Origin of the sequence: Pseudomonas lijiangensis (genome assembly GCF_018968705.1) — a bacterium.
Lineage (GTDB): Bacteria > Pseudomonadota > Gammaproteobacteria > Pseudomonadales > Pseudomonadaceae > Aquipseudomonas > Aquipseudomonas lijiangensis.
In genome coordinates, this window is the sequence record NZ_CP076668.1 from 727,524 (window position 1) to 749,620 (window position 22,097).

Here is a 22,097-nt window from a genome sequence, read left to right on the forward strand (position 1 = left end):
GGCATTCTACAGATGCAGCGCACCGGCAGGGTTAAAACCTGACCGTCAGTTCAGGTAATTGCCTCCTGCTCGCGCCGATACGCATAGGTGTCGGCAAAGCGTGACAGCAGAAACTCCGCGCAAGTGGTTACAGGGTAGCGTGCCGGGCTGGCTTCGCTCTGGCAGCCTGGCAGGCATTCGATACGGGTGTCCGGATGCGGTTCCGCGAAGAAGGGCATGGAGTAGCGGTCGACACCCAGCGGGCTGATGACCCGGTGCGGCGTGGACACATAACGGTCGTTGCTCCAGCGCGCCATCATATCGCCGATGTTGACTACAAAGGTCCCTTCAAGGGGCGGCGCGTCGATCCACTGGCCACGCACGTCACGGACCTGCAGCCCACCGGCGGCATCCTGATACAGCAGCGTGATGCAGCCGTAATCGGTATGGGCTCCGGCACCCTGCTGTTCGGTGGAGGTCGCGGTATGGCGCGGCGGGTAATGGATCATGCGAAAGACACTGACCGGGTCCTTGAAGCGCTGATCGAAAAAGTCGGACTCGATACCCAGTGCCAGGGTCATGGCCCGCAGCAGTGTCTGGGCCAGGGCCTGCATATCCAGGTAATGCTGCTCCATCAGGCTTTCCCAGCCCGCTATGTCCGGGTGGCGATTCGGTCCGCGCAAGGGTTTGCCGGCCAGCACATCGGGATGGGCTGCATCCATGTGCAGGCCCATGTCGAAGGTTTCCTTGAGGTCGCTTGGCAGGTTCGGGTCCAGTTGCTCGGTGGCAATGGCGCCATAGCCGCGGTGATGCGAGCTTTGGGTGATATCGATCTTGAGTTTCTCAGCCAGGGGCTGAGCAAAGAGCTGCTTGCCGGTGCTCAGTACCTGTTCGATACGCTGGGCCGTGATCGGGTGGCCCTTGATGTAGAAAAATCCCCACTCGCGGCAGGCCTGATCGATCTGGCTGGCAACGGCTTGCCAGGCGTGTTCGTCAGGTGTGTAGAGCGGGGCGATGTCGATGATGGGAAGCTGGTTCATGAACCATTCCTGAGTGTTCGTTGTGTTGCCTGAATGGGGCGAGCAGGCGGGCGAATACCGTCCTGCTCGCGAACGAGCGCTTACTTCGGCAGCTCTGCCTTGATCCCTTCAACGTAGTAGTTCATCGAGGCCAGCTCGGCATTGGTGGCGACCTTGCCTTCGGGGATCTTCACGGCGCCTGTCTGGTCCTTGATCGGGCCGGTGAAGGGATGGAATTCACCGCTCTCGATGCTGGCGATGATCTTCTGGGCTTCGGCTTTCACGTCAGCCGGGACGATATCGCTGATCGGCAGCTCAACCGTGCCTTCCTTCAGGCCGCCCCAGTAGTCCTGAGGTTTCCAGGTTCCGGCAATCACCCCTTCGGTGGCCTGGATGTAATGCGGGCCCCAGTTGTTGACGATGGACGTCAGGACTGCCTTGGGTCCGAAGTGCGCCATGTCCGAAGCGTAGCCGACTGCGTAGACGCCACGGCGCTCGGCGGTCTGGATCGGGGCCGGGCTGTCGGTGTGCTGGAACACCACGTCCACGCCCTGATCGATCAGGGCGTTGGCGGCATCGGCTTCCTTGCCCGGATCGAACCAGGAGTTGACCCACACCACCTTGATCTCAGTACCTGGGTTGTACTTGTTCAGGGCCAGCTGGATGGCGTCGATATCGCGCAGGACTTCCGGGATCGGGAACGAGGCGACATAACCGATCTTCTTGGTCTTGGTCATCTTCGCCGCCAGGAAGCCGCCTACATAGCGACCTTCATAGGTACGGGCCAGGTAAGTGCCCATGTTCTTGTCCTGCTTGTAGCCGGTGGCGTGCTCGAACTTCACCTTCGGGAACTGCTTGGCGACTTTCAGCGTCGGGTTCATGTAGCCGAATGAGGTACTGAAAATCAGGTCGAAGCCGCCCTTGGCCATATTGCGAATCACGCGCTCGGCGTCCGCACCTTCCGGCACGTTCTCGACGTAACTGCTGCTGACCTTGTCGCCCAGCGCCGCGACCATCGCCTTGCGGCCCTGCTCGTGTTGATAGGTCCAGCCGTGGTCGCCGATAGGGCCGATGTAGACGAAGCCGACTTTCAGAGGATCGGCAGCCGAAGCGAGCAGACTGGAACCCAGGCCGACAACGGCAGCCATGGCACACAGCAGTTTTTTCAGAGGACGACGTGGGTTGGTCAGGTGCATCGGGTCTAGCTCCTTGCAATCTTGTTGGCATGACCGACTAAGCGGGGTATGCCTCCAGCCAATGCAAATAACTGACCACAAAGACAACTTGTGACGGACTGCCGTTTCCCGGCTTCAAGGCCCGTCGCGGCATGCAGCCCGAAGGTGCAGAAGCGCTTGCCGCGCTTCTAACTGGTGCAGCGGGTGCTGCGCTCGACAATGCACATCGGCGTGCCTGCCACCGGCTCACGCATGATCTGCACCTGCACATCGAAAACCCGGCTCACCAGCTCGGCATCCAGCACTTCGTCGGGCGTTCCGCTGGCCACCAGACGTCCCGCCTGCATCACCGCCATATGGTCGGCATAACGGCAGGCCTGGTTGATGTCGTGAAGCACGGTAATGACCGTCTTGCCCTCGGCGCTGAGCTGACGCATCAGGTCCAGCAGTTCCACCTGATGGCTGATGTCCAGGTAAGTGGTGGGCTCATCCAGCAGAACGATGGCGGCATCCTGCGCCAGCACCATCGCCAGCCAGGCCCGTTGACGCTGCCCGCCGGACAGATCGGAAAGAGGGCGCTCGGCCAGGGTTTCCAGCTCCATGCGCTGCAGGGCCTGATCGACACTGCTGCGGTCGGCACCGCTCAAACGTCCCCACAGGCTGTTATGGGGGCTGCGCCCGTAAGCCACGAGTTGCCGCACGCTGACGCCTTCGGGAATTGGCAGCACCTGCGGCAGAAAGGCAATCTTGCGCGCCAGTTCCCGTGGCGAAAGCTGCGCATAGGCCTGGCCGTCCAGGCTCAGCTTGCCCGCCTGCGGGATGAGAATCCGCGCAAAGGCCTTGAGCAGGGTGGACTTGCCGCAGCCGTTGGGGCCGATCAATGCCGTGACCTTGCCGGGCGGCGGGCTGAACGACAGCGCCTGGACGATACGGGTATCGCCGTAGCCGATGTCGAGTTGCTGTGCCTGGAGAATGCTCATGGAATCAACCTTTGAATCGTGCCAGCAGCCAGAGGAAATACGGGGCACCGATCACCGCCGTGAGGATGCCGGCAGGAATCTCGCTGGGCGCGATCAGCGTGCGCCCAAGGGTGTCGGCCAGTACCAGCAACAGCGAGCCCAGCAGCATCGAGGCCGGTAACAGATATTGATGATGACCGCCCACCAGACGCCGGGCCATGTGCGGGGCGACCAGCCCCACGAAGCCCACCGGGCCGATGATGCCGACGCCTGCACTGGTCAGCAGTACAGCACCGCCCATGGTCAGCCAGCGGATACGCTTCAAACCGGTACCAAGGCTCTGGGCGGCTTCGTCACCCAGGCCGATCAGGTTCAGGGGCTTGGCCAGCAGCAGGCAGGCGGGTATCAGCAGCAGAAACGGCAAGGCCAGCCAGACGTGGTGCCAGTTGCGACTCCACAGACTGCCGGTCAGGGCCAGCAGGGCAGTGTTGATGTCCAGCGGGTTGGACAGGATCAGAAACTCGGTGATGCTCGACAATGTCACTGCAATCGCCACCCCGGACAGCGCGAACCGTACGCCGGAAAACTGTACGCCGGTGTTGTACAGCGCCAGCAGCAAGGCACCGGCCGCGCCACCCAGGCACGCCACCAGCGGCAACCAGGCCACCGGCATCTGTGGAAAACCTATGATTGCGATGGTCAGCGCCAGACCGGCACCCTGAGTGACACCGAGGATTTCCGGCGAGGCCAGCGGGTTGCGGATCACGCCTTGGACGATGGCACCGGCCAGCCCGAAGGCGCTGCCGGTCAGAATGGCGATCAGCCCGCGTGGCAGCCGATGGTTCCAGACCTCGAAGTCCTTGCTGTCGTGGGCGATCAAGTGATCGAACACCGCGCCGGGTGTCAGCCAGACCGTGCCCGCGCTCAGGCTGAGCAGCAGCGCAAGCAGTAACAGCGCGAGCAGAATCAGCAATCTCGAACGTGGCTGATTCATAGCGTGCGCCTTGCCAGAAACAGAAAGAACGGCGCGCCGATCAGCGCCGTGACCACACCGGCCGGCGTTTCTACAGGAAAGGCCACGGCCCGGCTGATCAGGTCCGAGGCCAGCACAATCCCTGCACCCAGCCCGGCGCTGATGGGGATCAGCCAGCGGTAGTCGTTACCCAGCCATTGGCGGGCGATGTTGGGCGCAATCAGGCCGACAAAGGCAATCGGCCCCACGGCACAGACACTGGCACCCACCAGCAACAGGCTGACAACGAACACCAGAAAACGCAGCGCGCCGATCCGCACGCCCAGGGAGCGTGCGGCATCTTCGCCCAGGTTGATGAGGTTCAGGCGTGGCGCACAGGCAACTGCCAGGACCAGGCCGATCAGGGTGCAAGGCCAGAGCAACTGCAATTGTTCTGCGCCCACATTGGCCAGCGAGCCGGCCAGCCAGTTGAGGACACTTTGCGCCTGGGCTTCCACCAGAATCACGGTCAGCCGGGTCAGCGCCGCACACAGTGCAGCCACTGCCACACCGGCCAGTACCAGTCTGCCCTGAGCGGTGGCAGGCGACCATGCACCGCCGAGGCTGAACACCGTGATCCACGCCAGCGCGCCGCCAATGGCTGTCATCAGCAAGGCGCCGCCAGGGAAGGGCGGAGTGACAAGACCTGTGGAAAACAGCGCGAGCCCCAGAGCCGCGCCCGCCGTCACACCAAACAGCGACGGCGAAGCCAGTCGGTTACGGGTGATGCCCTGCATCAAGGCACCGGCGACACCAAGGCACGCACCGACCAGCGCAGCACACACCGCTCGGGGCACCCGCAGTTGCGCCACGATGTAAGCGATGTTGCCGCCTTCGCGCCCGAGGGTGAACAGGCCGTTCCACGCATCGATCTGCCGGATGCTGAACGGCGACAGCGCGAACAGCGACGCCCAGAACAGGCCCAGGCACGTCACGGCAATCACTGCCGCCATCAGCCAGCGGCGCATTTATGGATTCAGTACGGCCTTGCCGCCCTTGAGAATGGCCAGGGTGTCATCGGCGATCTGCTCGGAAGCCATGATGCCGCGATTGCGCGCCCAGCTATCGCCATCGACTTCAGCGACCTGCTTGTTGCGCACTGCACCCAGCACCTGCCAGAGCGGTTGCTTGCTCCAGGTGTCCACAAGGCTGGGACGACGATAGTGGCCGACCAGCAGCCAGCCCGGATCCAGAGCCAGCAACTGCTCAAGGCTGACGAACTCGGTCGGTGCCGCGTTCTTGCGTACTTCAGGGACTTGCAGACCGATGGCCTGCAACACGCTGCCCGCGTAGGAGTGCGGGCCATGGACCGAGAAGCTGTCTTCACGGGCAACCCCGAACAGCGCCTTGGTGTTGGCCGGGATCTGCGCTGCGATGTCTTTGAGGTGTTTGCGGTTTTCGGCAATCCGCGCCTGCATCTGCGGGCCTTTGCCCAAGGCGACGCCAATCAGTTCGGCGGATTTCAGGCTGCCTTCATAGTCTTCGCCACGCGACGGCAACATCAGCGTTGGCGCGAGGCTGGCCAGGTCGTTGTACAGCGCCTGATGGCGACCGAGGTCGGCAATGATCAGGTCTGGCTTGAGGCGGGCAATCACTTCGATATTGGGCTGCGAGCGCAGGCCCACCGACTGCCATTCACCCACGGCCTTGCGCACCTTGGGCAGCACGCGGTTGGCATCGCCGTCATCGGCAGCACCGACCGGTGTCACGCCAACCGAGGCCAGCCCGTCGAGAAAGGAAAACTCCAGCACCACCACGCGCTTGGGCGCGTCCGGCAGATGGACCTTGTGTTGGCCGTCATCGATATCGATGGGCGCTGCCTGAGCGACGCTGGCCGAGAGAGCCAGCAGACCGCAAGCCAGCAGACGGGAAAGGCGGGAAGTACGCATGGGCAATACCTTTGTAGCGGAAACAGTCGTGCCAGAGGGCACGAAGAAAACGGCGGGCACTATTTCATATCGAGGCGGCATGATCAAAAGTCATTTGCCCATGAGGTTGGTTCTCGTCTGTCCTGCTTTATGAAACCTTTTGTCACAAACCCCACTCTCAACCACTTCATCACTACTGACCTTCAAGGATGTCACGCGACAATCTGTCGCAAGGGCATGGACTCTAATGGGCTCATTACTCAGGCAAGAAAAGTTTCTGTTGCTGGCGATCATCGCCACGTTTGTCGCCTATCCCCTGGAGCATGTGCTGCTGGGCAATGGCCAGACGGTGGCGCTGATTGCCGGGCTGGCGCTGGTGGGCTTCATCGTCTGCGCCTCGTTGCGGGTGGCGCATCATGCCGAGCAACTGGCGGAGAAAGTCGGTGACCCTTACGGCACCATGATCCTGACCCTTTCGGCGGTGCTGGTCGAAGTGGTGATCCTGGCGATCATGATGAGCAACGAGCCGTCACCGACCCTGGTGCGTGACACGATCTACGCCGCCGTGATGCTGGATATCAACGGCATCCTCGGGCTGGCGGCCCTGATGGGCGGCCTCAAGCATGGCGAGCAGGCCTACAACGATAATTCGGCGCGCACCTACAGCGTGATGATCCTGACCGCCATGGGCGTGTCGATGGTGGTGCCCGAGTTCATTCCCAAGGGTGACTGGAAACTGTATTCGGCATTCACCATCGGCGCGATGATTGTGCTGTACACCTTGTTTCTGCGCATGCAGGTCGGGCCGCACAGTTATTTTTTCAGCTACAGCTATCCCGAGAAAAACAGACGCAAGGATCAGCCTGAAGAGCAGAGCGAATCGATCAGCCTGACACGCTCCATCGTGACGCTGGTGTTGGGCGTGGTGGTGATCGGGGCCCTGGCGGAAGTGATGTCCAAGACCATCGACCTTGGGCTGGAAGGCTCGGGAGCACCGCCCGTGCTCACGGCGATTCTGGTGGCGGCGATTTCTGCTGCCCCGGAGATCCTGACCGCCTTGCGTGCCGCTTTGGCCAACCGCATGCAGTCGGTGGTCAACATTGCCTTGGGTGCCTCGCTGTCCACCGTGATCCTGACGGTTCCGGCGATGGAAGCGATGGCGCTCTACAGCGGACAACCGTTCCAGATGGCCATGACTCCTGTGCAAACCGTGATGGTCTTCATCACGCTTCTGGTCTGCGCCATCAACCTCAATGACGGAGAAACCAACGCCATCGAGGGCATGACGCATTTCGTGTTGTTCGCGACCTTCATCATGCTCTCGTGCCTCGGCTTGTAGGACCGGATTTATCCGGGAAGAGGACATTCCAGGCGATAGAGAGGCTGTGAATGCACAGGCCTTTTCCCGATCAGTTAAGGCATCAGTCTGTGGGACCGGATTTATCCGGGAAGAGGATATTCCAGGCGATAGAGATGTTGTGAATGTACAGGCCCTTTCCCGGATGAATCCGGTCCTACATCGCGTTCAACAGTTGGTGTGCGGCCTGGCGGTGATCGGCGATCAGTTGCTTCAGATCCAGGCCTTCGACCTGCCCATCCACCACTCGCCAACGGCCCGCGATCATCACCCGATCGGCCCGGTCAGCGCCGCACAGCAACAGCGCCGACAGCGGGTCATGGCTGCCGGAGAAGCGCAGTTCATCGAGCTTGAACAAGGCCAGATCTGCCTGCTTGCCCACGGCCAGTTCGCCAATATCGGTACGCCCCAACAACTGCGCCGACCCCTTGGTTGCCCAGCCCAGCACACGCTCTGGAGTAATGTCCTGCGCGCCGTAGCGTAGCCGCTGCAGATAGAGCGCCTGCCGCGCTTCGAGAATCATGTTTGAAGCATCGTTGGAGGCCGAGCCGTCGACACCAAGACCCAATGGCGCGCCGGCGGCGGTGAGGTCCAGCGTCGGACAGATGCCCGAAGCCAGACGCATGTTCGAGCTGGGGCAATGACAGATCCCGGTGCCTGCTGCACCAAGGCGCGCGATTTCATCAGGGTTGAAATGAATACCGTGTGCCAGCCAGGTGCGAGGTCCGAGCCAGCCGACGCTGTCCAGATAATCCACCGTGCGCAGCCCGAAGCGTTGCAGGCAGAAGTCCTCTTCATCCAGGGTTTCGGCCAGATGGGTATGCAGGCGCACATCGAGTTTCTGCGCCAGGGTAGCGCTCTCTGACATGATCTGCGGCGTCACCGAAAACGGCGAGCAGGGTGCCAGGGCAATCTGGATCTGCGCGCCGTCGCCGCGCTCATGGTACGTCTCGATCAGGCGCTGACTGTCGGCCAGGATCACTTCGCCCTGTTGCACCGTCTGTTGCGGCGGCAACCCGCCATCGGCTTCGCCCAGGCTCATGGAGCCCCGGGTCAGCATGGCGCGCATGCCCAGTTCCCGGACACTCTGCACCTGAATATCGATGGCCTGCTCCAGCCCATCGGGAAACAGATAGTGATGATCGGCCGCAGTGGTACAGCCCGACAGCAGCAACTCCACCAGCGCAACCTTACTGGCCAGAGCAAGTTTTTCCGGTGTCAGGCGCGCCCACACCGGGTACAGCGTCTTGAGCCACGGAAACAGAGGCTGATTCACCACCGGCGCCCAGGCACGGGTCAGGGTCTGATAGAAGTGATGGTGCGTGTTGATCAGCCCCGGCAGCAGCACATGCTCCCGGGCATCGAACACTTGATCGCAGGGGAGGGAAGGTTGCTGACCGGCAGCCAGCAGCTCAACGATCACGCCATCCTCGACCACGAGCCCGCCACGGGCGTCCAGGTCATTGGCAGTGAAAACGGCAAGGGGATTTTTCAACCAGATACGGATCGCGGGCATGGGCCGGCTCCTCTGAAAGTGGGTTCAGGTTAGCCAGCTCAGTGTTGCCCTGTCTGCTGATCCAGGGTTGCCGGTGCTTGTGAACGATACACGGGCAAGGCGAAGGAGTTTATTACTCGATCACCTCACAATCAAACATCAAACCCGAGCTTCATGCAGCGTCCAGATGCATGGAGACAACAAGCCCAGCGGATGCCGCCAGATCGACCAGAGCATCAAGGCTGAACAGATCCACTCGCCCTGACTTCAGATTGGAAAAGCGGGGCTTGGTAATACCGAGGCGGGCAGCTTTTTCGGTATCGGTGCCCGGCCATTTCTTGATGGATTCATTCAGCTCGATCATGAGTACTGAACGTACCTTCAGGTGGGCTGCTTCCTGAGCGGTATCTGCCAGGGCATCCCAGACACTGGAAAATGTTTGCTCTTCGGTCATGTTTAACCTCTCATCAAGTCACGCAGTCTTGCGGCTGCCAGATCAATATCCTGCTTCTCGGTCTTTTGCGTCTTCTTGCGAAATGCATGCAGGACATACACAGCATTTGGCAAGGTCGCCAGATAAATGACCCGAAAGGCACCTGACGCTTCACGCACACGAATCTCTCTAACACCCGGACCAATGATTTTCATTGGTTTCCAGTCATCGGGTTCAATACCACGCTGTATGCAATCGAGTTGGAAGCCTGCAATCGATTGTGCTGCCAGCGGGAACCCACGTAATTGGTCGAGAGAGTCACCAAGAAATTTGAGTGGTTTCATGCTTCGCTGCCAATTTGGAAAGGAAGCGATTGTTATCGAAACCGATAACTGGATTCTAGCAGCACTGTTTCTGTTGTGTGCAGGAAAAAGCTGAGAGGATTGTGAGTCATCGCCATTCATGAACAGTCCTGCTCTGGAAGCCAAAGCAGAACTCGCTCACCTGTCAGCGTGTTGCTTCACCAGGCAATCGTCTCGCCCTTGTAGTTGATGAAGTAATGCCCGCCCTTGCCGGCGTAGTCGTTGAGTTGTTTGACCAGGCCGGTGGTGCTGGTCAGAACATCGATCTCGGCGTTTTCGCCGCCCATTTCGGTTTTCACCCAGCCCGGATGCAGGGAAAGAACGGTGGGGCGGTTTTCGCCCAGTTTGCTGACGAAGGTGTTGGTCATGGAGTTGAGCGCAGCCTTGCTGGCCTTGTAGAGCCCTATTTCCGCTCCGTCCGGGCAGGCGACACTGCCCAGCCACGAACTCATGAACGCCAGTACGCCGGTTCCGGGACGAGTCTGCCCGACCAGACGCTCGGCCAGACGAATGGGCGCGACCGCGTTGGTCAGGAACAACTGGCCCAGTTCGGCGGCGGTGGACTGCGCTGCGCTCTGATGTCTGGGGCCCATGACGCCGGCGTTGACGAACAGCACATCGAACACCTCGCCCTTGAGCTTCTGGACCAGCACTTCCAGTGACGCGACTTCATCGATATCCAGCGTCTCGATGCGAACCCCGGGAATGTCCTTGAGGCTATCGACCTTCTGCGGATCACGAACGGTGGCGATCACATTCCAGCCTTGTTCGCTCAGACGCTGGACCAGCCCGAGTCCCAGGCCACGGGATGCACCGATGATCAGAGCGGTTTTGGTAGCGGTCATGAAAAAACTCCTTGGCAGTTAAAAAGAAAATCTCAGGGGCTCAGAGGGCAACTCTGGCGCAGGCGCTACGCAACCTTGATGAAGCGCGCCCGTTGCACCGTCTCCACAGGGTAATGACGATAGCTGTTGCCGGTGCGCTGTGCGGAAATCAGGCCGCGCTGCTCGTAAAAGCGCAGCGTGTCGCGACTGACGGCGGTGGCGTGAGCCAGTTCACCAATGCGCATGCAATTCCATCCTTGAGAGCTTGACCCTGGAGCGTACTCCACCCTTTAGCCTGTTGATATCCTTCGCGACTGAAGTCACTCCTACCGGTTCGGCGTAGGAGCGACTTCAGTCGCGAAATGGGGCTGCCTCAATGCCCCGCCTGCCAGGGCTGCCCCAATGAAACCGGTGCATACAGTTTGGTTCTCAGGGCATCCCGCGACAGCAGGACCAGGACGATGATGGTCGCGACATAGGGCAGCATTGCCAGCAGGTTTGAGGGGATTGCCAGGCCGATGCCTTGTGCGACAAGGTGCAGGATGCTGGCGAGGCCGAAGAGGTAGGCGCCCAGCAGCAGGCGCCAGACTCGCCAGCTGGCGAACACCACCAGTGCCAGGGCGATCCAGCCGCGGCCGGCGCTCATGTTTTCAGCCCACATCGGCGTGTAGGCCAGCGACAGATAAGCGCCGGCCAGCCCGGCCATTGCCCCGCCGAACAGCACGGCCAGGGTTCGCACCCGCAAGACCGGCAGGCCCATGGCGCTGGCGGCATCGGGGTTTTCGCCGACGGCCTGGATGATCAGGCCGATGCGGCTTTTGAGCAGTGCCCAGGCCACCAGGGCAAACAGCGCGAAGGACAGATACACCAGCAGATCCTGGGCAAACAGCATGCGACCGATCAGCGGGATATCGCTCAGAAAGGGAATGGCCATCGGCTCGAAACCCTGCAGGGGTTTGCCCACCCAGGCTGCGCCCACGAAGCTCGAAAGACCTACGCCAAAAATGGTCAGCGCCAGTCCGGTTGCCACCTGATTGGCATTGAATACCAGCGCAACAACGGCAAACAACGCCGACAGCAGCATGCCAGCCAGCATGGCCAGCAACACGCCGAGCCACAGGTTGCCGGTGCTCAGGGCGATGATGAAACCGATCACCGCGCCGAACAGCATCATGCCTTCCTGCCCCAGGTTGATGACGCCGCTTTTTTCGCAGATCAATTCGCCCAGGGCCACCAGCAACAGCGGCGTGCCGCAGCGGATCATGGCGTAGAAAATATTGCTCAGCAGGTCGATATCCATCATGCGGCTCCCGCGACAGGCGCCATCTGGCGTTTGGCCCAGCGCAGTTTCAGGCGCGGGCGATAGAGGATCAGCACATCACAGGCCAGCAGGAAGAACAGCATCATCCCCTGGAACAGTTGAGTAATGGCCAGTGGCAGGTTGAGGGTCATCTGAGCTTGTTCGCCGCCCAGGTACAGCAGGGCAATCAGCAGGCTGGAAAACAGAATGCCGATCGGGTTCAGGCGTCCGAGAAAAGCCACGGTGATTGCGGCATAGCCATAACCGGGCGACACCTGCGGAACCAGTTGGCCGATGGGACCGGTCACTTCACTGACGCCCGCCAGGCCAGCCAGTGCGCCACTGATCAACAGGGCCAGCCAGACCAGATGTTTTTCGCGAAAGCCCACGAATCCCGCTGCCCGCTTGTCCAGCCCGAGGACTTTTATCTGGAAGCCGACAAAGCTGCGTTGCAGCAGGACCCAGACCGCCACCAGCGCCAGCAGGGCAAAATACACACCGATGTGGGCGCGGCCATCTTCCGTCAGCAGCGGCAAGCGGCTGGTATCGCCGAAGGTGGCGGACTCCGGGAAGTTCATGCCTGCCGGGTCCTTGAGTGGCCCGTGGACGAAGAACAGCAGCAGGTTCAGGGCGATGTAGTTGAGCATGATGCTGGTGAGGATTTCATTGGCATTGAAGCGGGTGCGCAGCCAGGCCGTCACGCCAGCCCATGCAGCACCGGCCAAAGTGCCAGCGACCAGAATCATCACCAGCGCCCAGCGGCTCTGTACATCGATCACGTTGACCGCCACGGCACTGCCGGCCAATGCGCCCAGCAGCAACTGGCCTTCTGCGCCGATATTCCAGATGCGGGCCTGATAGGCGACCGCCAGCCCGAGGGCGCAGAGCAGGATCGGCAAGGTCTTGACCATCAGTTCCGACACGCCATACCAGTCACTGACCGGCGCGATCAGCAGGGTATGCAGCGTCACCCACGGATCGAGCTTCAGGCCGATGAACAGCAGCGAGCCGCAGACAAGCGTCAGAGCGGCAGCCAGCAAGGGCGAACACCACAACATGGCGCGCGATTGCTGGCCGCGCGGTTCCAGGGAAAGCAGCATGTTTGGCTCCGTTAACCCAGCGCGACGGCTTGGGGGTGAGAATGATCGAACTGTCCAGCCATCCAGCCGCCGATCTGCACAGCGTTGGTCTGTTCGGTGGGGACCAGTTCCGAAAGCTTGCCGCTGCTCAGGGCTGCAAGGCGGTCGCTGATCTGGAACAGTTCGTCCAGATCTTCCGAAATCACCAGAATCGCCGCTCCGGCATCGCGCAAGGCAATCAGTGCCCGATGGATCGCCGCCGCTGCGCCGACATCAACGCCCCATGTCGGGTGAGCGGCCACCAGCAGTTTCGGGTTTTGCAAAATTTCGCGGCCCAGAATGAATTTCTGCAGATTGCCGCCCGACAGGCTGCGTGCCGCGGTCTGGGCATCGGGTGTCTTGACTGCAAAGCGGCGAATGATTTCGTCGGCCAGTGCCCGTACCTTGCTGCGCTGGATCAGCCCGTTACTGACCAAGCCTTGTTGAAACGCCGTCAGCAAGGCGTTGTCGGTCAGGCTCAGTTCCGGCACCGCGCCATGGCCCAGGCGCTCGGCGGGGACAAAGGCCAGGCCGAGTTTGCGACGGGCGTCCGGGCGCAGGTTGCCGACCTTGTCATCGGCAAAGCGGATAGTCGCGGCTTGCGCGTTGGTCAGTGTCTGTTCACCGCTGAGCAAGGCAAGCAGTTCGTCCTGGCCGTTGCCCGCGACGCCTGCAATCCCGACGATTTCGCCGCTGCGCACCTCAAGGTCCAGGTCCTGCAGCGAACAGCCAAAGGGATCGGGGTTGTGCCAGGAAAGTTTTTCGACCCGCAGGAAAGGCGCCGCGCCATGTTTCTTCTGGTAGTGCGCGGTCAGCCCTTGTGCATCGCCGACCATCAGGCGCGCCAGTTCCAGATCGGTGCATTGCGCAGGAATGCAGTGCCCGGAAACCTTGCCGCCTCGCAGCACCGTCGCGCTGTGGCACAAGGCCCGAACTTCGCCCAGTTTGTGGCTGATGAACAGAATGCTGCAGCCTTCCCCGGCCAGACGCCGCAGCGTGACAAAAAGCTCATCGGCTTCCTGAGGGGTGAGCACCGAAGTGGGCTCGTCCAGAATCAGCAGGCGGATGTCCTGCATCAGGCAGCGGATGATTTCGACTTTCTGGCGTTCGCCAATGGACAGGCTGTGGACAAGTCGTTGTGGCTCAAGCGCCATGCCGTAGCGTTGCGACACTTCGCGAATGCGCGGTTCGAGTTGCTTGGGCGTGCCCGCCGAGCGGCCCATGGCCAGGGCAATGTTCTGCGCGACGGTCAGGGTTTCGAACAGGGAGAAATGCTGAAACACCATGCCGATCCCCAACCCTCTGGCCTGTGCCGGGTTGCGCATGCTCAGCGTCTCGCCTTGCCAGACGATCGAGCCCGAATCAGGTTGGGTCACGCCGTAGATAATCTTCATCAGCGTGCTTTTGCCGGCACCGTTCTCACCCAGCAAGGCGTGGATTTCGCCGGGCTGGATGCTCAGGTCGATAGCGTCGTTGGCCAGACAGCCGGGGTATTGCTTGGTGATATGGCGCAGTTGCAGGCGCGGGGGCGGCGCGTGGTTTGGCATGACAGGCTCGGATCATGGAGTGGGTCGCCGGGGGATAAAGCAAAATCCTGGCCAGTGAGTCAGGTTTGTGGTGAATGTCGTCAGGCGGGCGTGTGCAGCGTATGTCCAGGCCTCTGGCGAAGCTACCGAAAGCGCTTTGGCACCAGTTCGGGGCGTTCCTCGGCAGGAGAGGTGCCATTATGGATCATCGGGTTTGTACAAAAAATGTACAGCAGCCCCGGAGGGCGATACCCCAAGCGATTGCGCGACCCTTGCACCTGTTATCCACAGGTTGTTCCACAGTAACTGTGTGAAAGCCGAAACCGGGGTAATAAGGGGCTCTGCGCTAGTTTCCAATGGTGCTAAAGAGCGTCAAGACCCTGTTTTAGCACTGTTTTTATCTGGCAGGATCACGGTTGTGCAAAAAATGATCACTTGTCTGCACCGTACGTCTGCCAAGGCGTGCAGGCTGATGTGCTCAGCTTATCCACAGCCGGATGCACAGTAGATGTGGGCAAGTTTGCCTAACGCCCGGGAACGTCGGTTTACTGATCATGCGCTGGATGCAGCAGGATTCTGCCACGGCTCAGATCCGCCAGTTGCCGTTGCAGCGAGGCGAGGTGTTCCGGACCGATGGCAATCGACATTTCCACGCCATTGGCGGTGAAGTTTTCTGCCTCTACCAAGCCGTTGCATTCGGCCAGGCGTACTTTGACCAACGCCAGTTCGCTGAAGCTGCATTCCAGATTGAAGTGCTCGCGATTGATCAGCGGCAGACGCTCGGCCTGTTGCAGGCATTTGTTGGCGCCGCCGCCATAAGCCCGGGCCAGTCCTCCGGTGCCCAACTGGATGCCGCCATACCAGCGAATCACCAGCACCACGACCTGATCGAACTCCTGGGCTTCGATGGCTGCCAGTATCGGTCTGCCAGCCGTACCACCGGGCTCTCCGTCGTCGCTGCTGCGGTATTGAGCGCCCAGTTTCCAGGCCCAGCAATTGTGCGTCGCATTCAGGTCGCTGTTCTGCTCGATGAATGCCTGTGCTTCGGCCGGGCTGGCAATGGGCGCTGCGAGGGTGATGAAGCGGCTTTTGCGAATCTCTTCCCGATATTCGCAAAAGCCGGTGAGGGTAAAAGGCATGGAGGCTTCCAGCAAACGACAAGGTCCGAATATTACAAGACCGGCGGCGTAAGCCCACACCCTTTGAGAATGATCTGGATCAGATTGGCGCTGGCATCATCCATGTCCTGTCTGGTTTGCCGGGTACGCCCGGTTACCCGACAGATCTGTGTGGCAAAGTCGGCGTAATGCTGAGTGCTGCCCCAGAGCAGGAAAATCAGGTTGACCGGATCCACCGGGTCCATTTTTCCGGCATCGATCCAGGCCTGGAAAACGGCGGCGCGGCCCTGAAACCAGAGCCGGTAGTCCTGGTTGAAATACTCGCTCATGCACTCGCCGCCGCTGATGATTTCCATGGCGAAAATCCGAGAGGCCTGCGGGTTGCGGCGGGAGAACTCCATCTTGGCGCGGATGTAGCGGGCCAGGGCTTCTGCCGGATCGTCTTCCACCGTCAGGTTGTTGAAGGTGCTGTCCCACTGCTCGATGATGTTGCTCAGCACCGCAGCGTACAGCCCCAGCTTGTTGGTGAAGTAATAATGCAGGTTGGCTTTCGGCAGTCCGGCCTTGAGCGCGATGGTGTTCATGCTGGTGCCCTTGAAGCCATGACGGGCAAATTCGTCTTCGGCGGCCTTGATGATGGCTTCTTCGTTTTTCTGGCGAATACGGCTTGCAGGCTTGGTGCCGTGAGAGCTGTGGGCTGGGACTTCAAGGGTCATGTGCAGGTCCGGACAGGGTCATGGGGTGCAACGGGTGAACAGATAACCCACCCGCGTGAATCCGACAAGCGCTCATGCAGGAAAATTATTCCTGCGGTTCAAGGGTTCTGGCTGGCTGTTCGTGGTTTTCCCTGGTGGCGATAACCTTTTCCTCCGGAATCAGCAGGCACATGACGATGGCCGTGATACCACCGCTGGTGATTGCCGAGTCGAACAGGTTCTGCACCAGTTGCGGCATGTGGTGCAGCAGCGAAGGTTGCGCTGCGATGCCCAGGCCGACGCCGAACGAGGTGGCGATGATCAGCATGCTGCGACGGTCCAGCGGGGCCTGGGCAAGAATGCGTACACCCGCCGCCGCGACACTGCCAAACATCACCAGCGTCGCGCCGCCAAGCACGGGCTTGGGAATCTGTTGCACCACTGCGCCAATGGTCGGGAACAGGCCAAGCATGAACAGCACCACACCTATATAGAGGCCGACATAGCGGCTGGCGACACCGGTCAACTGGATCACGCCGTTGTTCTGGGCAAAGGTGGTGTTGGGGAAGGCACTGAACGTGGCGGCAATCATGCAACTGACACCGTCGCCCAGTACGCCGCCCTTTAGCCGCGACACATAGCTCGGGCCGCTGATGGGCTGGCGGGCCAGCATGCAATTGGCGGTCAGGTCGCCGACGGTTTCGATGCTGCTGATCAGATAAATCAGCGCGACGGGCAGGAAAGCGGTCCAGTCGAAGCTGAAACCGAATCTGAACGGGACCGGCACGCTGATCAGGGGCAAGTCATGAATGGGTTGCGGGACCAGCTTGCCGCTCATCCATGCGGCGACACTGCCCACGGCCAGACCGATGATGATCGCGGACAAACGAATCCAGGGTGTGCGGGAGCGGTTGAGCGCAATGATGATCGCGAGTACGAATACACCCAACGCCAGGTTGAGAGGGGCTCCGAAGTCCGGTGCGTTGAAACCGCCTCCCAGGTCCGTGACGCCGACCTTGATCAGGCTGATGCCGATCAGGGTGATGACAATGCCGGTAACCAGCGGCGTGATGACGCGACGCAACTGGCCAATGAAACGACTGAGCACGATCTGCACCAGCGCCCCGAAGAAGCAGACCCCGAAGATCATCGCCATGATGTCTTCCGGGCTGCCGCCGCGTTGTTTGACGATAAACCCGGCAGACAGCACCGCGCCGAGGAAGGCGAAGCTGGTGCCTTGCAGGCAGATCATGCCTGCGCCGATGCCGAACGGGCGACGGGCCTGAATGAACGTCCCGACACCTGAAACCATCAGGGCCATGCTGATCAGGTACGGCATGTAAGCGCCCAGGCCCAGTGCCGAACCGATAATCAGGGGCGGGGTAATGATGCCGACGAAACTGGCGAGCACATGTTGCAGAGCCGCAAGTATGGCCGTTACCGGCTTGGGGCGATCATTGAGGCCGTAGAGCAGGTCATTGTTATCGGAGGTTTCAGGCTGCATGTCGAGGGCTCGGAATGAGGTGTGGTCACGTCTTAGCCAAGCACATTGCAAAAACCTGTCCACTTGCTCAGATTATTTTTCGCTCTCTCGATAAATGCATATCTATTTCAAGGGGATAAGCTGTTCCGCAGTTTTTTGGACCAGCCCCATTCAGCCTTTTATTCATCCTCGGTGCGTTATCGCGTAGCAGCCAGGCTCTCCAGAAAGCTCTCCAGCACCAAATGAGGGCGACGGCCTTTGCGGGTGACGGAGACCAGGCTCAGATCGTAAAACCGTGATTCCGGTTTCAAGGTGCGCAGCCTGCCTTGCTGGAGCCAGACATTGGCGTAGTGATCTGGCAGATAGCCTATATAGCGACCGGTCAGGATCAGAAAGGCCATGCCTTCGCGATCCGAAGCACTGGCGGTGCACTTGAGTGCCTGATAGTGAGCCTGAATATCGACCGGCAAGCGAAAGGTGGGGGCGATGGCTTCCTGGGCTGCAATCCGCTCATCTTCGAGTTCTGCATCGTTCACATAAAACAGAGGGTGGCCGACTGCGCAGTACAGCAGGGAGCGCTCGCTATATAGAGGCTGGTACTCGAGGCCGGGCAGGGCGTTGGTCTGCGGAACGACGCCGACATGCAGGCTGCCATCAAGCACGCCTTGCTCCACTTCCGAAGGGGAGAGCATGCGGATGTTGATATGCACGTCCGGGCCGCGTTCCTTCAATTGCGACAGGGCATTGGTGATGCGCATGTGCGGCAGCGTCACCAGGTTATCTGTCACGCCGATATTCAGCTCTCCGCGCAGGTGCTGGTGCAGGCCGTTGACCTCGGTGCGAAAACTCTCAAGTGCGCTGAGCAACTGCAGCGACGACTGATAGACCTCGCGGCCCTCATCTGTCACCGAGAAACCGGCTCGTCCTCGCTGGCACAGGCGCAAACCAAGGCGCTGCTCCAGGTCGCTCATTTGCTGGCTTATGGCCGAACGGCCAATGCCGAGCACGCTTTCTGCTGCCGAGAAACCACCGGCTTCTACTACGCTTTTGAAGATGCGCAGCAGACGGATATCGAAGTCGCTGACTTGTGCCAAGGGATCGGGGCGGCGAATGCTCATTGTTTAGTAATCGCTTAACTAAAGATCGTAAAAGTTGGGTTTTTTAAACCTTATGGTCATGTCACCTTGACTGTAATTGCTCCAATAACACACCTTGTGAGGCTCGTTGCAATGAATGCGTTCGAAGTGTCTGATGTGCCTTCAGCCACCCAATTGAAGCTAGATGCTCATTGGATGCCTTATACCGCCAACCGCAATTTTCAGCGTGACCCGCGGATGATCGTTGCGGCACATGGCAGCCATCTCACTGACGACAAGGGACGCACGATCTACGACGGGCTTTCCGGGCTTTGGACCTGTGGCGCCGGACACACCCGCAAGGAAATCCAGGAAGCGGTTTCCAGGCAATTGGGTGTTCTGGATTACTCACCAGGGTTTCAGTTCGGCCATCCGCTGTCGTTCCAGCTCGCGGAAAAGATCACCGACCTGACGCCGGGCAATCTGAACCACGTTTTTTATACCAACTCCGGTTCCGAGTGCGCCGATACCGCCGTGAAAATGGTCCGCGCCTACTGGCGCCTCAAAGGCCAGTCGACCAAGACCAAAATGATCGGTCGTGCTCGTGGCTATCATGGCGTGAATATCGCGGGTACCAGCCTCGGGGGTGTGAACGGTAACCGCAAGATGTTTGGCCAGTTGATGGATGTGGATCACCTGCCGCACACCTTGCTGGCCAGCAATGCATTTTCCAAAGGGATGCCCGAGGCCGGAGGCATCGCACTGGCCGATGAAATGCTCAAGCTGATCGAATTGCATGATGCCTCGAATATTGCCGCCGTCATCGTTGAGCCGATGGCCGGTTCGGCCGGTGTGATCGTACCTCCTCAGGGGTATCTCAAGCGCCTGCGTGAAATCTGCGATCAGCACAACATCCTGCTGATCTTCGATGAAGTCATCACCGGTTTCGGTCGCACGGGCTCCATGTTCGGTGCCGACAGCTTTGGCGTCACGCCAGACCTGATGTGCATTGCCAAGCAGGTCACCAACGGTGCCATTCCCATGGGCGCGGTGATTGCAAGCAGCGAAATCTATCAAACCTTCATGAATCAGGCCACGCCGGAATATGCCGTGGAATTTCCCCATGGCTACACCTATTCCGCTCACCCGGTTGCCTGTGCCGCAGGTCTGGCGGCGCTGGAGTTGTTGCAGCGTGAAAATCTGGTCCAGCAGGTCGCTGAAACCGCGCCGCACTTTGAAAGCCTGTTGCATGGCATCAAAGGCACGAAGAACGTCATCGATATCCGTAACTACGGTCTGGCAGGCGCCATCCAGATCGCGCCACGGGATGGCGATGCGATCGTTCGTCCGTTCGAGGCTGCGATGAAACTGTGGCAGGCCGGATTCTATGTGCGCTTTGGCGGCGACACCCTGCAGTTCGGGCCAACCTTCAACTGCAAGACGCAAGACCTGGATCGACTGTTCGATGCCGTAGGTGAAGCGCTTAACCTGATTGACTGATTGCCGGGGCTTTATACCGGTGGTGGACGCGAATTTTCTGGAGCCATTTGCATGAGCAGTATCCAACACTTGATTCACGGTGAGCTGACTTCCGATAACGGACGTACTGCCGACGTGTTCAATCCGTCGACGGGTCAGGCGATTCACCAGGTCGCGCTGGCCAGTCGCGAAACCGTGCAACAAGCCATCGACTCGGCCAAGACCGCTTTCCCGGCCTGGCGCAACACGCCGCCAGCCAAGCGTGCCCAGGTCATGTTCCGTTTCAAGCAATTGCTGGAGCAGAACGAGGCGCGTATCGCCCAGCTCATCAGCGAAGAGCACGGCAAGACTCTTGAAGACGCGGCAGGCGAACTGAAGCGCGGGATCGAAAACGTCGAGTACGCCTGTGCCGCGCCGGAAATCCTCAAGGGCGAATACAGCCGCAATGTCGGCCCGAACATCGATGCCTGGTCGGACTTCCAGCCGTTGGGGATTGTTGCCGGCATCACGCCGTTCAACTTCCCGGCCATGGTGCCGCTGTGGATGTATCCGTTGGCGATTGCCTGCGGTAACTGCTTCATCCTCAAGCCTTCGGAGCGTGATCCGAGTTCTACCTTGTTGATTGCCCAGTTGCTGCACGAGGCCGGTTTGCCCAATGGCGTGCTCAACGTTGTGCATGGCGACAAGGTGGCCGTCGATGCGCTGATCGAGGCGCCGGAGGTCAAGGCACTGAGTTTTGTGGGCTCCACGCCGATTGCCGAGTACATCTATAAGGAAGGCGCTGCGCGAGGCAAGCGTGTCCAGGCGTTGGGTGGTGCAAAGAACCATGCGGTACTGATGCCCGATGCCGATCTGGATAACGCCGTCAGTGCCCTGATGGGCGCGGCCTATGGTTCATGCGGCGAGCGCTGCATGGCGATTTCGGTTGCAGTCTGTGTGGGCGATCAGATTGCCGATGCACTGGTGGCCAAGCTGGTCCCGCAGATCAAGAGCCTGAAGATTGGTGCTGGCACCAGTTGTGGCCTGGACATGGGCCCGCTGGTAACCGGGCAGCATCGCGATAAAGTCAGTGGCTATATAGAAGACGGTGTTCAGTCCGGAGCAACGCTGGTGGTCGATGGGCGTGATATCCGCGTTGCGGGCAATGAAGAAGGCTTCTTCATGGGCGGCTGCCTGTTTGATCGCGTGACACCGCAGATGCGAATCTATAAAGAAGAGATCTTTGGTCCGGTGCTGTGCATCGTGCGCGTGGATAGTCTTGAGCAGGCGATGCAACTGATCAACGACCATGAATACGGCAACGGCACCTGCATCTTCACCCGCGACGGTGAAGCGGCACGCTTGTTCTGCGATGAGATCGAAGTCGGTATGGTCGGGGTCAACGTTCCGCTGCCGGTGCCGGTTGCCTATCACAGCTTCGGCGGCTGGAAGCGTTCACTGTTTGGTGACCTGCATGCCTATGGCCCGGATGGCGTGCGCTTCTATACCCGCCGCAAGGCCATTACCCAGCGCTGGCCGCAGCGTGCCAGTCATGAGGCATCGCAGTTTGCTTTCCCGAGTCTTTAAATAATGAATGCCGGGGATCGTCTTGTTAAGACAGTCCCCGTGTTTATTGGGGTAGCAGAGTTTTATGACAGTATTCTGAAATTAAGTGTTGACGGGCGATTTAATCTCTCTATAATTCGCCCCACTTCCGGCGCAGACGGAACTGAAAAAGCCTTGTAAATCAACAGTTTGCAAGTGTTTGGCGGTTCTGGAGTCGGGCTGGAAGTGCTTCGATCGATGTTGGATCGACAGCGGTGTGAGAAAGCGTTTGACA

General features: G+C 60.0%; 20 protein-coding genes and 1 pseudogene. 3 read left to right on the forward strand and 18 right to left on the reverse strand.

Annotated elements, in window-relative coordinates; translation table 11 throughout:
• Positions 1 to 50: 50 nt before the first annotated feature.
• The 6 genes from KQP88_RS03190 to KQP88_RS03215 form a co-directional block, all read right to left on the reverse strand.
• Complete coding sequence (locus KQP88_RS03190) at positions 51 to 1,019, reverse strand: 2-oxoglutarate and iron-dependent oxygenase domain-containing protein (RefSeq protein ID WP_216704829.1); 969 nt, start codon at positions 1,017 to 1,019, stop codon at positions 51 to 53.
• 80 nt (positions 1,020 to 1,099) lie between these two features.
• Entirely contained in the window at positions 1,100 to 2,194 is a 1,095-nt protein-coding gene (locus tag KQP88_RS03195; RefSeq protein WP_198724479.1) for a BMP family ABC transporter substrate-binding protein, read from the reverse strand.
• Between the two features lie 167 nt (positions 2,195 to 2,361).
• Positions 2,362 to 3,153, reverse strand: coding sequence for a Fe(3+) dicitrate ABC transporter ATP-binding protein FecE (gene fecE / locus KQP88_RS03200; protein ID WP_216704830.1), 792 nt, complete (start codon positions 3,151 to 3,153; stop codon positions 2,362 to 2,364).
• Positions 3,154 to 3,157: 4 nt separating this feature from the next.
• Complete coding sequence (locus KQP88_RS03205; RefSeq protein WP_216704831.1) at positions 3,158 to 4,126, reverse strand: iron chelate uptake ABC transporter family permease subunit; 969 nt, start codon at positions 4,124 to 4,126, stop codon at positions 3,158 to 3,160.
• Complete coding sequence (gene fecC / locus KQP88_RS03210; protein WP_216704832.1) at positions 4,123 to 5,112, reverse strand: iron-dicitrate ABC transporter permease FecC; 990 nt, start codon at positions 5,110 to 5,112, stop codon at positions 4,123 to 4,125. The genes KQP88_RS03205 and fecC overlap by 4 nt, the downstream gene beginning before the upstream one ends.
• Positions 5,113 to 6,033 carry a Fe(3+) dicitrate ABC transporter substrate-binding protein FecB gene (locus KQP88_RS03215; protein ID WP_216704833.1) on the reverse strand — a complete coding sequence of 307 codons (921 nt, stop codon included), beginning with the start codon at positions 6,031 to 6,033 and terminating at the stop codon, positions 5,113 to 5,115.
• A 226-nt stretch (positions 6,034 to 6,259) separates the two neighbouring features.
• On the opposite strand from KQP88_RS03215, the gene KQP88_RS03220 reads away from it, so the two are divergent.
• A complete protein-coding gene (locus KQP88_RS03220; RefSeq protein WP_200994964.1) occupies positions 6,260 to 7,351 on the forward strand; it encodes a calcium:proton antiporter in 1,092 nt (363 codons plus the stop codon).
• Positions 7,352 to 7,526: 175 nt separating this feature from the next.
• Here KQP88_RS03220 and KQP88_RS03225 read toward each other — a convergent pair whose 3' ends face one another.
• The 12 genes and pseudogenes from KQP88_RS03225 to KQP88_RS03280 form a co-directional block, all read right to left on the reverse strand.
• Complete coding sequence (locus KQP88_RS03225) at positions 7,527 to 8,885, reverse strand: 8-oxoguanine deaminase (RefSeq protein WP_216704834.1); 1,359 nt, start codon at positions 8,883 to 8,885, stop codon at positions 7,527 to 7,529.
• A gap of 151 nt (positions 8,886 to 9,036) precedes the next feature.
• Positions 9,037 to 9,318 (reverse strand): helix-turn-helix domain-containing protein, encoded by a 282-nt coding sequence (locus tag KQP88_RS03230; protein WP_216704835.1) that lies wholly within the window; start codon positions 9,316 to 9,318, stop codon positions 9,037 to 9,039.
• Between the two features lie 2 nt (positions 9,319 to 9,320).
• A complete protein-coding gene (locus tag KQP88_RS03235; protein ID WP_407681811.1) occupies positions 9,321 to 9,761 on the reverse strand; it encodes a type II toxin-antitoxin system RelE/ParE family toxin in 441 nt (146 codons plus the stop codon).
• Between the two features lie 56 nt (positions 9,762 to 9,817).
• Positions 9,818 to 10,504, reverse strand: coding sequence for an SDR family oxidoreductase (locus KQP88_RS03240; RefSeq protein ID WP_216704836.1), 687 nt, complete (start codon positions 10,502 to 10,504; stop codon positions 9,818 to 9,820).
• 68 nt (positions 10,505 to 10,572) lie between these two features.
• A pseudogene (locus KQP88_RS03245) lies at positions 10,573 to 10,728 on the reverse strand (MerR family transcriptional regulator); the annotation flags it as partial.
• Positions 10,729 to 10,856: 128 nt separating this feature from the next.
• Positions 10,857 to 11,783, reverse strand: a complete 927-nt coding sequence (locus KQP88_RS03250; RefSeq protein WP_216704838.1) for an ABC transporter permease — start codon at positions 11,781 to 11,783, stop codon at positions 10,857 to 10,859.
• Positions 11,783 to 12,883: an ABC transporter permease gene (locus KQP88_RS03255; RefSeq protein WP_216704839.1), complete on the reverse strand. Its 1,101-nt coding sequence runs from the start codon at positions 12,881 to 12,883 to the stop codon at positions 11,783 to 11,785. The genes KQP88_RS03250 and KQP88_RS03255 overlap by 1 nt, the downstream gene beginning before the upstream one ends.
• 11 nt (positions 12,884 to 12,894) lie before the next feature.
• A complete protein-coding gene (locus KQP88_RS03260) occupies positions 12,895 to 14,448 on the reverse strand; it encodes an ABC transporter ATP-binding protein (RefSeq protein WP_216704840.1) in 1,554 nt (517 codons plus the stop codon).
• A 524-nt stretch (positions 14,449 to 14,972) separates the two neighbouring features.
• Positions 14,973 to 15,566: an IMPACT family protein gene (locus KQP88_RS03265; RefSeq protein WP_216704841.1), complete on the reverse strand. Its 594-nt coding sequence runs from the start codon at positions 15,564 to 15,566 to the stop codon at positions 14,973 to 14,975.
• Between the two features lie 32 nt (positions 15,567 to 15,598).
• A complete protein-coding gene (locus KQP88_RS03270) occupies positions 15,599 to 16,261 on the reverse strand; it encodes a TetR/AcrR family transcriptional regulator (RefSeq protein WP_198724497.1) in 663 nt (220 codons plus the stop codon).
• Positions 16,262 to 16,346: 85 nt separating this feature from the next.
• A complete protein-coding gene (locus KQP88_RS03275; RefSeq protein WP_200994956.1) occupies positions 16,347 to 17,744 on the reverse strand; it encodes a uracil-xanthine permease family protein in 1,398 nt (465 codons plus the stop codon).
• A 176-nt stretch (positions 17,745 to 17,920) separates the two neighbouring features.
• The gene (locus tag KQP88_RS03280; protein WP_216704842.1) at positions 17,921 to 18,841 is read right to left on the reverse strand and encodes a LysR family transcriptional regulator; all 921 of its coding nucleotides are present in this window, start codon (positions 18,839 to 18,841) and stop codon (positions 17,921 to 17,923) included.
• A gap of 111 nt (positions 18,842 to 18,952) precedes the next feature.
• Between KQP88_RS03280 and KQP88_RS03285 the strand changes: the two genes are divergently transcribed.
• Both KQP88_RS03285 and KQP88_RS03290 read left to right on the forward strand, forming a co-directional pair.
• Positions 18,953 to 20,299: an aspartate aminotransferase family protein gene (locus KQP88_RS03285; RefSeq protein WP_200994954.1), complete on the forward strand. Its 1,347-nt coding sequence runs from the start codon at positions 18,953 to 18,955 to the stop codon at positions 20,297 to 20,299.
• Between the two features lie 51 nt (positions 20,300 to 20,350).
• Entirely contained in the window at positions 20,351 to 21,844 is a 1,494-nt protein-coding gene (locus tag KQP88_RS03290; RefSeq protein WP_216704843.1) for a CoA-acylating methylmalonate-semialdehyde dehydrogenase, read from the forward strand.
• Positions 21,845 to 22,097 lie beyond the last annotated feature (253 nt).